Origin of the sequence: Mycolicibacterium alvei (assembly GCF_010727325.1) — a bacterium.
Classification (GTDB): domain Bacteria; phylum Actinomycetota; class Actinomycetes; order Mycobacteriales; family Mycobacteriaceae; genus Mycobacterium; species Mycobacterium alvei.
This window is the reverse complement of the sequence record NZ_AP022565.1, coordinates 5245048-5257369: the sequence shown is the minus strand read 5'-3', so window position 1 is coordinate 5257369 and position 12322 is coordinate 5245048. Positions and strand designations below refer to the sequence as shown.

Genomic DNA, 12322 nt, shown 5'->3' with positions numbered 1-12322 from the left:
AACACCTACACCGGGAAGGACTTTCATCGTGACTACCATCGCTCCTCCACCGCCGGTCGACCCGCCGCCGCAGCTGAACCCCGGCGGGCGCACCGCCTTCCGTCTCGTCCTGATCGCCGCGGCCACGCTGCTCGTGGCTGGTTCGGTGGCATCGCTGGGTGTTGCGGCCTGGGCCGTGAGCACCGTCCGGGTCGTCACCGATCACGAGGCCCTGCCGGGCACGATGCGATCGCTGGTAATCGACACCGCACGCATCCCCATCGCGATACGGATCTCCGCGGACCGCGAAACCCGGCATGCCACAGCAGATCTGCGTCTGGTGAACACCAGCCGCAGCGGCGCTCACCGACTGCAGATCACCACCGACGGCGACGAGACCAGGATCGTCATCGCCGGCAATCCCTCCCCCATTCTGGAGTGGGCCCGCGGCGGGGAGATCACCGTCGCCATACCACCCGAGCAGGCCCGGCGGCTGACGGTGCGCACCGAGCAGGAGATCGGCACGGTGATCGCGCAGGCGGACCTGGACCAGTTGATCGCGCGCACCACCGACGGGCCGATCATCCTGCGGGGTGCAGCCCGCCGCGTCGAAGCCCACACCGTCAACGGTGAGATCTTCTCGCGCTCCCCCATCGCGGTCACCGAACAATTCAACGCCTCCACCTCTGACGGTGACATCGCCGTCGATTTCCGCGACGCCGCGCCGCGGCGGGTCGACGCAGTGAGCCGCCGCGGCGATGTGACGATCGGATTGCCCGGGCGCGGACCGTATCTGGTGCATGCCCAGTCCGGGTCCTCGACCCAGGTGCGAGTGCCCGAGACGACTATCCCCGACACAGCTGTCGCCGAGGTCACTGTGCGCTCCGATGACGGTGACGTGGTTGTCGAGGATGTCGGACTCGGACAGCGTTAGCGGACGTTGAGATTGCGCACGGGCTCGTGATTTCTCGGCTTTCACGACCCTGGGTGCAATGTCAATCACCCACGTTCAACCGTCTACGCCAACCCCGTCATGATCTCGGCCACCGAACCGGTGCGGGCCTGGCGCCACCCCGTACCGGCCCAGACGTTGGTGGCCTGCGGATCGCCCGCGGCTACCGAAGCCTTGCGCAATGGGCTGGTCAGGTAATGGATCTCGGGGTAGCCCAGCGGAGCCTGCCCATCGTGCTCGGTAATGAACCGGTTGCGCAGACCGCGAGCATAACGACCGGAAAATGACCGTGTCACAACGGTTTCGGTGAAATCGTGACTCTTCAGGGCGGCTCGGTGCACGGGGCTGCTGCCGGATTCATCGGCCAACAGGAACGCCGTGCCCAGTTGGGCCGCCACCGCACCGGCGACCAGCACGCCGGCAATGTCGTCGGCGCTGACCAACCCGCCCGCGGCCACGACCGGGAGGTCCACGGACGCCAGCACGTCTGCCAGCAGATGGTCCAGTGATTGCGATCCGGGCGAAGCACCCGGATCGAACGTGCCACGGTGTCCACCCGCTGCAGGTCCCTGGACGGTCAGGGCGTCGACCCCGCGGCTCACCGCCAGCCAGGCTTCGTCCAGCGTCGTCACGGTTGCCGCGGTGCTGATCCCGGCGCTGCGCAACCGGGCGATCTCGGGCTCGCTCGGTAGACCGAACGTGAACGAGACCACCTCGGGCCGTAGGTCGAATACCGCGTCCAGCTTGGCGGCCCACGCGTCGTCGTCGTACCTCGGCTCACCCAGCGCCACCCCGTAGCGCTGCGCCTCACCGGCCAGTTCCTCGGCATAGGCCCGGATCTGTTCGGGCGTGCCCACACTGGGCTGGGGCGCAAAGAGATTCACCCCGAGGGGTTCGGCGGTCAAACCGCGCGCCGCGGTGATCTTTTCGGCGAGCCCCTCGGCGGTCAGATACCCGGCCGCGAGGAACCCGAGCCCACCGGCGTTGCTGCCGGCCGCGGCCAGTTCCGGTGTCGAGGGCCCACCCGCCATCGGTGCCACGACCACCGGACGCCGCAGCCCGCGAATATCGAATGTGCTCATCACCGCACCGCCTTTCCGAACAACAGGACGTCCTGAGGTTCGTCGCTGATATTGGGAAACATCCCGTAGCGCGCGAGCCTTCCCTCCAGCCTCAGTCCGCAGCGTCGTAACACCCCGGCCGAGCCGGCATTGTCGACGTGGCAGTGGGCCGTAACCCGGTACACCGTGGGATCCGGTTGCACGTCGGCCAGCATCAACGAAACCGCTTCAGACATCAGGCCGCGTCCCCACCACTGCCGCGCCAGGCAGTAGCCCAGCTCCACCGAGTACGGCTGAGGTCGTCGCCGGGCACACAGACCGGCCACCTCACCGTCGACTTCGATCAACCAGGTCTGCTCGTCACCGACATTGAACAGCGTGGTGATGACGCGGCGCGTTTCGGTCACCCCGGAATGCGGGCGCCAGGACAGGTACTTCGTGACCTCGGGGTCCGAGGCGATCCGGGTGTACAGCGCCTCGGCGTCCTCGACGACCGGTGGCCGCAGTCGCACCTGTGGCCCGGCCAGGATCTGGGTGTTGGGCATGGTCCCCATCCTGCACCGTTGCCGGGGGTGCCGGTCCAACGGTTTACTGGACTGATATGGCCATCACTTTCAACCACACCATCGTCGCCGCCAAAGATCGGCGGGTCTCCGCCGAGTTCTTCACCGAGTTGTTCGGCCTGCCCGGCCCCCAGGAATTCGGTCCGTTTCTGGCCGTGACTCTCAATCACGGGGTCAGCCTCGATTACGCGCAGGCGGGACCGGACGAAGCGATTCGACCGCAGCACTACGCATTCCTGGTGTCCGAGGACGAGTTCGACGCGATCTACGGCAAGATCCGCGACCGCGGTATGCAGCACTGGGCCGATCCACACGGTCAGCACCCCGGCGAGATCAACCACCACGACGGCGGCCGCGGGGTGTACTTCCAGGACCCGTCCGGGCACTACCTGGAGATCATCACCCGCCCGTACGGGGGCTGATCCGCTTCAGCGGTGGCCCCGCTCGTGTTCCTGATTGCGGTAGGCGTCAGCCAGCCTGTCGACGTGGTCGGGCAGCGCGCCGGCCGCCACGTCGGCCAAGCTGGTCTCCTCCAGGACCGAGCGCATGCTGGCCCGCAGCGCACGCCACACATCGGTCAGCGCGGCCGTCGGGCCGGCGTAGGGCAGATCCCCCAGGCCGATGTCGCGCACACTGGCCAGCGGTCCGTCGATACAGCGCAGCACGTCGGCGATGCTGATCGCACCGGCCGACCGCGCCAGTTCGTAGCCGCCGTCACGGCCCCGATGACTGCGGACCAGGCGATCGGTACGCAGGGCGGTGAGGATGTCGACGAGGAACTGCGCCGGAATGCCTTGCGCCTTGGCCAGGTCGTCAGTCTTGACCAACACGCCGTCTTCGACCGTCGCGAGCTGGACCATGGCGCGGACGGCATACTCCGCCTTCGCCGACATCCGCATGCTCTCAGATTGTGCCAGCTCACTCCTCGGCCGCATCGATGCGTCGAGCGGTGTCGCCGAGTTCGGCCTGATCTCGGATATTTTCGCCGAGTTCGACGCTAGGGCTGCTCACAGTGCGCAGCAACAGCCATGGCGTCGATCTCGGCGACGGAGACGGGCGACGGAGAGGAAGTTTGGCTACCGGCTAGTCCGGAATACCGGTCACATCCGGGACGACGATGGCGAACAGATCCGACATCGCGGCCAGGCTCGCCGACTGCATGACCGCGGCGGGAACCGGCGCACTGTCGGGGCCGGCCAGCGTGCGGGTGGCGGTCGCGGCGGCCACCACGGTTGGGGCGTACCCGAGGTTGAAGGCGCCGCGCGCGGTGGAGTTGACGCACATGTGCGTCATGAATCCGGCGAGCACCAGGTTCGACGCGCCCAGGCCCTTCAACCGGTCGTCGAGGTCGGTCTGCACGAACGAGTTGGGAAACTGCTTGACCACCACCGGTTCTCCCTCGCGCGGAGCCACCGATGCGACGATCGCGCCGCTCTCACCCTCGATGTCGTAGAGCGAACCCGGACCGTCGGAGTGCTGGATGTGGATGATCGGGATGCCCGCACTGCGGGCCCGGTCGAGCAGTTGTGCGGTCTGCTCGAGTGCGGCCTGCACCCCGTCGAGCTCCATGGTTCCCCGGGTGTAGGTGTTCTGACAGTCGATCAGGACCAGAGTGGAATCGGCGAGACGGGGCGGGGCGGCGGGAAGGCTCGCCAGTTCGCGCAGCGTGGGGCGGCTCATCTCGGTGAGCGTAGCGGCCCGCCACCGCGTTTAGGCTGCATTGGTGGCACTACCGGATTGGTCGAGCGGCAAAATCAGGCTGGTCATGTTGGCAGTCGCAGCGCCGATCATGCTGATCATGGTGGTGGTCGGCTATGCCGACGAGTCGAGTGATGAGCTCAGCGACGACTGCCGCCGCGCCGACCAGATTGCGCACCAATGGGTGAAGGTCGTGCCGGGTGTCCTCCAGGGGATGGGAGTCGGCGAAGTCGACCCGAACCTGGCGCGGGATGCCGGCGAGGCGGCCACCGCAGTCCGGGACGAAGCTGCTTCGATCGAAGATCGGGACCTGAAGCGAAAAGCGCTGAGGTTCGCCGATGCGCTGCAACGGATCAGCCAGGGCAATCCCAGAACGCCGCCGAACGGATGGCCCGACAATAATTTCGTCGGCGGCTTCCAGGACGGAACCGACGCACTCCACGAACTGAAGCTTGCCTGTCCGAATGTCGGTACCGACCAGCTCCCCGCCGGTATGGCGACTACCCCGCGGTGACGGCCAGGACCTTCTCAGCCAACTCGGGCCGGCACACGATCAGGTCGGGCAGTGACGGATCGGCCGAGTTGTAGACCAACCGCGAACCGTCGATACGCGAGGTGTGCAGGCCGGCCGCGCGGGCCACCGCGACGGGCGCAGCCGAATCCCACTCGTACTGACCGCCGGCATGCACGTACACATCGGCGATCCCGCGGATCATGGCGGCGACTTTGGCTCCGGCCGAACCCATTTCGACCAGGGTTCCGCCGAGTGCGTCTCTGACCTGCAACGCCACCGCGGGCGGACGGGTTCGCGACACCACGACCCGCGGCGGGCCGTCGAAGGGACGCGGCGCGGCCGTCTCGGGGGTGGACAACGTGGTGTTCTGTGCGGGCAACGCGACCGCTCCGGCCACGAGTTCGCCCGCACTCCACAGCGCCACGTGGACGGCCCAGTCATCGCGGCCGAGTTCGGAGAACTCCCGGGTGCCGTCGAGCGGATCGACGATCCACACCCGTTCGGCGCTCAGCCGGGCCGGATCGGCCCGCTGATCCGCCGTGGCCTCCTCGGACAGCACCGAGTCACCGGGGCACAGTGCAGCCAGCTCGGCCATGAGAAAGTCGTGGGACTGCTTGTCCCCGGCGGCTTTCCGCTCGGCAGCGGAGGCGTCGGCGAATTCGGCGCGGATGTCGAGCAGTAGATCCCCGGCTCTGGTGGCCAGCCGGGCAGCCAGCTCGTGATCGTTCACGACGGCAACTCCAGCAGTCCGATCACCATGTCGGCCAGTTCATCGGAGCCATGCTCCGGGGTGAGCCGCAGGTCCGGGTTCTTCGGCCGCTGATACGGACTGTCGATACCGGTGAAGTGAGTGATCTCACCGGCGCGAGCCTTGGCGTACAGCCCCTTGGGGTCACGACGTTCGCAGTCTTCCAGCGGGGTATCGCAGAAGACCTCGAAGAAGTCGAGCCCGGCGTCGGTGGTCACCTTCCTTGCCAGCGCGCGATGCTCCTCCAACGGGCTGATCGCCGGCACCAGCACGATCTGTCCGGAATCGGCCAGGATCGCGGCGATGTGGGCGAGCCTGCGCTGATTCTCGGCCCGGTCGGCCATCGAGAAGCCGAGGTCGGCATTGAGACCGTGACGCAGGTTGTCGCCGTCGAGAATGTAGGCCGGAATACCCATTTCGAGCAGCTTCTGCTCGACCAGCACCGCCACCGAGGACTTGCCCGAGCCGGACAACCCGGTGAACCAGATGGTCCGGCCCTTCGACAGTCGATCCTCCGGGCTGACCAGCGACTCATGGCGCACCGTGTTGGGGCTCGACGATTCATTGCGGCTGTCGCGCAACACCATTCCGGCGCCGACGGTGCCGTTGGTGGTGGGGTCGATCAGGATGAACGATCCGGTTGCGGCATTGCGGCTGTACTCGTCGAGCAGCAGCGGCGCCTGGGTGCGCAGCGAAACACGGCCCAGCTCATTGAGTTTGAGCGCGGTCGCGGACTTGTCCCGGTGCAGGGTATTGACATCCAGCCGGTAGTCCAGCCCAGTCACCTTGGCTCTGGTGGTGCGGGTGGTGTGCTTGATCAGGTACTCGCGGCCGGGCTCCAGTGACGATCCGTCGGCCATCCAGCACACCGTGGCGTCGAAATCCTGGGTGACCCGGGGCTGGTTGTTGGGCCGGGCGATCATGTCACCGCGCGAGATGTCGATGTCGTCGGACAGGCTGATCGACACCGCCATCGGCGGGAACGCCTCCTCGACGACGCCGCTCGGCCCGTCGATCTGGGTGATACGCGTGGGCTTTCCGGCCGGCAGCACGATCACGTCGTCCCCGGGGCGCAGCACCCCGCTGGCCACCGTGCCGGCGTAGCTGCGGTGGTCGGCATGCTCGTGGGTCTGCGGCCGGATGACGTACTGCACCGGGAAACGCACGTCGACGAGGTTGCGGTCACCGGCGATGTAGACGTCTTCGAGGTGGCTCATCAGCGACGGACCCTCATACCAGGGCGTCACATCGGATTTGGTCACCACGTTGTCACCGTTGAGCGCCGACAGCGGGATGGTCGTCACGTCGTGCACGTCCAACCGGGCGGCAAAGGCATGGAACTCGTCGCGGATCGCCTCGAAACGCTCCTGGTCCCAGTCGATCAGGTCCATCTTGTTCACGGCCAGCACGATGTGCTGGATGCCCAGCAGCGACGCCAGGAACGCATGGCGTCGCGACTGCTCGAGCAGTCCGTGGCGCGCGTCGACCAGCACGATGACCAGCTGTGCGGTGGAGGCTCCGGTCACCATGTTGCGGGTGTACTGGATGTGTCCCGGGGTGTCGGCGATGATGAATTTTCGCTTGGCTGTGGCGAAGTAGCGGTAGGCGACATCGATCGTGATGCCCTGTTCCCGCTCGGCGCGCAGGCCGTCGGTGACCAGTGCCAGATCGGTGTAGTCGTGGCCGCGTTCCTTGGAGGTGCGCTCGACCGCGGCCAGCTGGTCCTCCATGACCGCCTTGGAGTCGAACAGCAACCGACCGATCAGGGTGGACTTGCCGTCGTCGACGGATCCCGCGGTGGCGATTCTCAACAACGTGCTCATCAGAAGTAGCCCTCCCGCTTGCGGTCTTCCATTCCGGCCTCGGAGATCCGGTCATCGGCGCGGGTGGCGCCGCGCTCGGTGAGCCGGGACACCGCGGTTTCGGCGATGACCTCGGAAACCGTGGCGGCCGTGGACTCCACACATCCGGTGCAGGTGACATCGCCGACGGTGCGGAACCGTACGGTCTTCTCGATCACCGGCTCGTCCTTGCGGGGCTGCAGGAACTTGTGCACTGCGAGCAGCATGCCGTCGCGCTCGAAGACCTTGCGCTGGTGCGCGTAGTAGATGGACGGCAGCGTGATCTTCTCGGCGCCGATGTAGGACCAGATGTCGAACTCGGTCCAATTGGAGATCGGGAAGGCACGGATGTGCTCGCCCTTGTTGTGCCGCCCGTTGTAGAGGTTCCACAACTCGGGACGCTGGGCCTTGGGGTCCCATTGGCCGAACTCGTCGCGGAAGGAGAACACCCGCTCCTTCGCGCGGGCCTTCTCCTCGTCGCGACGGGCGCCGCCGAACGCTGCGTCGAACTTGTTCTCCCGGATACCGCGCAGCAACGTGACGGTCTGGATCGGGTTGCGCGACGGGATCGTCTCCACCACGCGACCGGCATCGATGTCGTCCTGCACCTTGGCGACGACCAGGCGCGCACCGTAGTGCTCGACGAGTTCGTCGCGGGTCTGGTAGACCTCGTCGAAGTTGTGGCCGGTGTCGACGTGCATCACCGGGAACGGCAGCCGGCCCGGCGCGAACGCCTTGACGGCCAGGTGCAGCATGACGATCGAGTCTTTACCCCCGGAGAACAGCAGCACGGGCTTCTCGAACTCCGCGGCAACCTCGCGGATGATGTGGATGGCCTCGGCCTCCAGCGACCGGAGGTGGCTCAGCTCGTAATGGCCGGCCCGTCCGGATTGCTGATCGGTTTTCTGCGCGGTGGTCATTACTTCCCCATTAAGTTGGTAGGAATGGCCAGAATTGCAAGCATGACCAGGAATGTATCCGCCGAGCGCCCGGGGTGTCAATGACGGTGGTTACCCCGCAGGTAATTGAGACGCTGACCGCCGGCAGCACACACTGACGGCCATGAGTACCCAGACCGGCCCGGAAGTCATGGTGCAGTTCCTCCCCCGGTCACCGTTGGCGCTGCAGCCGCAGGCGTCAGGCCCCGCTACCGCGTCACCTCGTTGAGCTTGCCGGTCGCGACGTCGAAGATGAACCCGCGCAACGACTCGTGCTTGGTGACGAACGGGCTGGATTCGATGCGGCGTAACGACTGGCGCACATCTGCTTCCAGATCGACGAAGGACTCGGCGGCCCAGTTCGGCTTGATGCCGGTCTCGTCCTGGATCTGCTGCTTGAACCCGTCATCGGTGAAGGTCAACATGCCGCAATCGGTGTGGTGGATCAGGATGATCTCCTTCGTCCCCAGCAGCCGCTGACTGATGGCCAGCGACCGGATCTCGTCATCGGTGATGACGCCGCCGGCGTTGCGGATGACGTGTGCCTCACCGTCGCCCAGGCCGAGGATGCGATAGACATCCAGCCGGGCGTCCATGCATGCCACCACCGCGACGTGCTTGCTCGGCGGTAGCGGCAACGGCCCGGTGAAGGTCTGGGCATAGGCCTCGTTGTTGGCCAGGTACTGATCGGTGACAGACATGCTCCGACGCTAAACCCGCGATGGCCGGCAGGCCAGCGACAGAATCAGCCTGAGCCGATGTCAGGTGCGCGGCGACGACAGGTCGTACACCGGGGTGTTGCCGACCACGGTCTCGGTGAAGTTCGCCTTCACCCAGTCGGTGATCTGTGCGGCACTGCCGTGCTCGTGACGCGGCGGTCCTGGAGGCCCACCGCGACCGCCTTCTGTCCGGTCCAGGAAGTAGCCGACCTGACCATCGGCGACGTACTGCTGGAATTGGGCCAGCGTGGGCGAATCGTCGCTACCGGTGAACCCGCCGATTGCCATCAGAGACGCGCCCGTCTTGAGCTCGAGATCGCTGACCATCATCGACCCCACACTCGCTGCGGCCCAACGACCGTCGGCTCCGGCGATGAGCTCGACCAGCGCCGGGTCATCGGCCCGCCCGAAGCCGGGGGGCGGGCCACCCGGACCGCCGAATCCGACATCCCGCTTGGGGCCTGACATCGCGATCGGTCCACCGCTGTGCCCGGCGGCCACCGTCTCGATGGTGTAGGCCGCGGTCGCACCCAACCCGAAGATCATGGCGGCCAAGGCCACTGCCGCGGTCAGCTTGCCCGGACGGTGCGCGACCAGGATCAGGACCACTGCAGTCGACACCGACCCGATCAGCACGATCCAGCGCAGCGCCGGTAACCAGTCCGGGGTCCGGTCGAGCAGGACCAACGCCCACACCCCGGTACCGGCCAGCATGACCGCCAGCACCAGCCGCGAAGCCAACCGTGCCCGCACCCGCCACAATTCGGCTACCGAAATACCCACGACGGCGGCCACGGCGGGCGCCAGCGCCACGGTGTAGTAGGGGTGGATGATCCCGTCCATGAAGCTGAACACCACCGCGGTGACCAGCAGCCAGCCACCCCACATCAGCAGGCCGGCCCGCAACTCGGCAGTCCGCGCGGTGCGCCGCGTCAGCCACAGTGCGGCCGCCAGGCCGATCAGCGCGGCCGGCAACAACCACGAAACCTCGGTTCCCATGGACATTCCGAACATCCGGCCGATGCCGGGATCGCCGCCGAACATCAAGTTGGCGCCCCCGCCGGGTCCGTGACCGGCTCCGCCCGGTCCAGGACCGCCCGGGCCGGGACCATCCTGCCCCATGATGCGTTGCAGGCCGTTGTAGCCGAATGCCAGTTGCAGCAGGCTGTTGTCGGTCGAGCCGGCGATGTACGGCCGGGAATCTGCCGGCCACAATGCCACCAGCGCGATGTACCAACCCGACGAGACGACCATCGTCGCGGCCCCGATCAGCAAGGTGCCCAACCGCTTCCACATGCCAACGGCGGGCGCGGCGACCAGGAACATCAGGGCCAGGGCCGGAATGACGAGGAACGCCTGCAGCATCTTGGTCAGGAAGGCGAAGCCCAGCGCACATCCCGCCAGTGCCACCCACCCGGCACTCGCCTTCGCCGACACCGGTCCGACCGCACGCACCATGAAGTACGCCGCCAGCACGAGGAGCAGCACCAGGAGTGCATCGGGATTGTTGAAGCGGAACATCGAGGCCGCGACCGGCGTCAAGGCCAGTGCCACTCCGGCGATCAGCCCGGATCCGGGGCCACTGGTCCGCCGCACGGTGGCATACAGCAGTGCCACCGCGCCGACGCCCATCAGCGCCTGCGGCAGCAGCATGGTGAACTCGTTGAAGCCGAACAGCCTGCCCGACAACCCCATCGCCCACATCGCGGCCGGCGGCTTGTCCACCGTGATGGCGTTACCGGCGTCCAAGGATCCGAACAGCCAGGCTTTCCAGGACTGGGTACCGGCCTGCGCCGCTGCGGCGTAATAGCTGTTGGCCCAGCCCGAAGAACCCAGCGCCCACAAGTACAGCACCGCGGTGCCGGCCAGCATGGCCCAATAGCAGGGACGGATCCAGCGTGGGGTCGCCGGCTTCGCAGCTTGGCCGGCCTCCTGCGAAGCGGGAGCCGTGTCAACGATGGTCGTCATAGTCCCGTCTCTCGATTCGCCCCGGCGGCACGCCACGTCCGCGAGGGATGGAACACCCATCCGCGCAACAGCACGAAGCGCACCACGGTGGCCAGCAGGTTGGCTGCCACCAATACCGCAAGTTCGACGCCGCGGTGCGGCACGGGGGCCACGACGTGCAGGAGTCCCAACGATCCGCTGGTGATGGCCAGTGCGATCGCGAACACCGTCAGCCCTTCGAGGTGATGGCGGGTGATGTTGCCCACCCCGGCGATACCGAAGGTGAACCGCCGATTGGCGGCAGTGTTTCCGATCGCGGTCACCAACAGGGCCACCAGGTTGGCGGCCTGGGCACCGACACCAGCGCGCAGCGCCGTGAACAGCAGCAGATAGGCCAGCGTGGAGACCACACCGACGGCCCCGAAGCGTACCGCCTGCCGCAACAGGGATTGCGGGGCAGCCGATTTCCGTGATGATCCGAGTTGCGCGGCGATGGTGTTCACCGGGATCGAGCCGTTGGCGAATCCCCGTAGCAACCGGCCGATGCCCTTGACGTCGGCGGTGGCGGTGGCGATGATGTCGACCCGGCTGTCCGGATCGTCCACCCAGTCGACCGGCACCTCGTGGATGCGCAGGCCACTGCGCTCGGCGAGCACCAGCAGTTCGGTGTCGAAGAACCATCCGGTATCGGCGACATGAGGCAGCAGCCGGTGGGCGACGTCGGCGCGGATCGCCTTGAATCCGCACTGGGCATCCGAGAACCGTGCTGACAGAGTTGATTTCAGGATCAGGTTGTAGCAGCGCGAGATGAACTCGCGCTTCGCACCGCGGACCACGCGCGAGCCGCGGCCCAGCCGGGTGCCGATGGCCAGGTCGGAATGACCGGAGATCAGCGGTGCCACCAATGGCGCGAGGGCAGCCAGATCGGTGGACAGGTCGACGTCCATGTAGGCCAGTACCGGCGCGTCCGAGGCCAACCACACGGCGCGCAGCGCACGTCCACGTCCCTTCTCCTCCAACCGCACCATCCGCACACCGTCGAGTTCGTCGGCCAATTCGGCGGCGATGAGCGGAGTGTCGTCGGTGCTGGCGTTGTCGGCGATGGTGATGCGGACGGGCACCGCGAAGTTCTCGGCGAGATAGCGGTGCAACCGTCGTACCGAATCAGCGAGCGCGGCCTGCTCGTTATAGACCGGCACCACGACGTCGAGCACTGGAACCCCGGCCTCCCGGGCGGTCAGTGCGGCATTGGGCCGTGACGCGAATTGAAATCGCTGCCCGGGGTCTTGGACCAAGGTTGTCATGATTTCATCGTTCTCCGGCGGCTTGTGATCTCGGTTGGGTGAAGCTATGCGCCTGCTA

At 66.7% G+C, this 12322-nt stretch carries 13 protein-coding genes; 3 read left to right on the top strand and 10 right to left on the bottom strand.

All coding sequences use genetic code 11. The features are described from left to right. Window positions 1–28 precede the first annotated feature (28 nt). Window positions 29–913 (top strand): DUF4097 family beta strand repeat-containing protein, encoded by an 885-nt coding sequence (locus G6N44_RS25155; protein WP_163668745.1) that lies wholly within the window; start codon window positions 29–31, stop codon window positions 911–913. Window positions 914–996: 83 nt separating this feature from the next. Here the strand turns inward: G6N44_RS25155 and G6N44_RS25150 are convergent, their stop codons facing one another. Both G6N44_RS25150 and G6N44_RS25145 read right to left on the bottom strand, forming a co-directional pair. Continuing rightward, window positions 997–2013 carry a nitronate monooxygenase gene (locus G6N44_RS25150; protein ID WP_163668743.1) on the bottom strand — a complete coding sequence of 339 codons (1017 nt, stop codon included), beginning with the start codon at window positions 2011–2013 and terminating at the stop codon, window positions 997–999. Beyond that, on the bottom strand, window positions 2013–2537 hold the full coding sequence (locus tag G6N44_RS25145) for a GNAT family N-acetyltransferase (RefSeq protein WP_163668741.1): 525 nt from the start codon (window positions 2535–2537) through the stop codon (window positions 2013–2015). The genes G6N44_RS25150 and G6N44_RS25145 overlap by 1 nt, the downstream gene beginning before the upstream one ends. 56 nt (window positions 2538–2593) lie before the next feature. Between G6N44_RS25145 and G6N44_RS25140 the strand changes: the two genes are divergently transcribed. Next, window positions 2594–2977, top strand: a complete 384-nt coding sequence (locus G6N44_RS25140; protein WP_163668739.1) for a VOC family protein — start codon at window positions 2594–2596, stop codon at window positions 2975–2977. Between the two features lie 6 nt (window positions 2978–2983). Here the strand turns inward: G6N44_RS25140 and G6N44_RS25135 are convergent, their stop codons facing one another. Together G6N44_RS25135 and G6N44_RS25130 are read right to left on the bottom strand one after the other, a co-directional pair. Next, the gene (locus tag G6N44_RS25135) at window positions 2984–3454 is read right to left on the bottom strand and encodes an Rrf2 family transcriptional regulator (RefSeq protein WP_163668737.1); all 471 of its coding nucleotides are present in this window, start codon (window positions 3452–3454) and stop codon (window positions 2984–2986) included. Between the two features lie 184 nt (window positions 3455–3638). Then, entirely contained in the window at window positions 3639–4235 is a 597-nt protein-coding gene (locus G6N44_RS25130; RefSeq protein ID WP_163668735.1) for a cysteine hydrolase family protein, read from the bottom strand. Window positions 4236–4353: 118 nt separating this feature from the next. On the opposite strand from G6N44_RS25130, the gene G6N44_RS25125 reads away from it, so the two are divergent. After that, window positions 4354–4767: a hypothetical protein gene (locus tag G6N44_RS25125; protein WP_163668733.1), complete on the top strand. Its 414-nt coding sequence runs from the start codon at window positions 4354–4356 to the stop codon at window positions 4765–4767. Here G6N44_RS25125 and G6N44_RS25120 read toward each other — a convergent pair. The 6 genes from G6N44_RS25120 to G6N44_RS25095 all read right to left on the bottom strand — a co-directional run bounded on the left by G6N44_RS25120 (window position 4754) and on the right by G6N44_RS25095 (window position 12264). Then, on the bottom strand, window positions 4754–5497 hold the full coding sequence (locus tag G6N44_RS25120; protein WP_163668731.1) for a 3'(2'),5'-bisphosphate nucleotidase CysQ: 744 nt from the start codon (window positions 5495–5497) through the stop codon (window positions 4754–4756). The genes G6N44_RS25125 and G6N44_RS25120 overlap by 14 nt on opposite strands. After that, a complete protein-coding gene (gene cysC, locus G6N44_RS25115) occupies window positions 5494–7338 on the bottom strand; it encodes a sulfate adenylyltransferase subunit CysN (protein ID WP_163668729.1) in 1845 nt (614 codons plus the stop codon). The genes G6N44_RS25120 and cysC overlap by 4 nt, the downstream gene beginning before the upstream one ends. Beyond that, the gene (gene cysD / locus G6N44_RS25110; protein WP_163668727.1) at window positions 7338–8276 is read right to left on the bottom strand and encodes a sulfate adenylyltransferase subunit CysD; all 939 of its coding nucleotides are present in this window, start codon (window positions 8274–8276) and stop codon (window positions 7338–7340) included. The genes cysC and cysD overlap by 1 nt, the downstream gene beginning before the upstream one ends. A 227-nt stretch (window positions 8277–8503) precedes the next feature. Further along, on the bottom strand, window positions 8504–8995 hold the full coding sequence (locus G6N44_RS25105; RefSeq protein WP_163668725.1) for a beta-class carbonic anhydrase: 492 nt from the start codon (window positions 8993–8995) through the stop codon (window positions 8504–8506). A gap of 60 nt (window positions 8996–9055) precedes the next feature. Continuing rightward, the gene (locus G6N44_RS25100; RefSeq protein WP_163668723.1) at window positions 9056–10981 is read right to left on the bottom strand and encodes an ArnT family glycosyltransferase; all 1926 of its coding nucleotides are present in this window, start codon (window positions 10979–10981) and stop codon (window positions 9056–9058) included. After that, on the bottom strand, window positions 10978–12264 hold the full coding sequence (locus G6N44_RS25095) for a bifunctional glycosyltransferase family 2/GtrA family protein (RefSeq protein ID WP_163668721.1): 1287 nt from the start codon (window positions 12262–12264) through the stop codon (window positions 10978–10980). The genes G6N44_RS25100 and G6N44_RS25095 overlap by 4 nt, the downstream gene beginning before the upstream one ends. Window positions 12265–12322 lie beyond the last annotated feature (58 nt).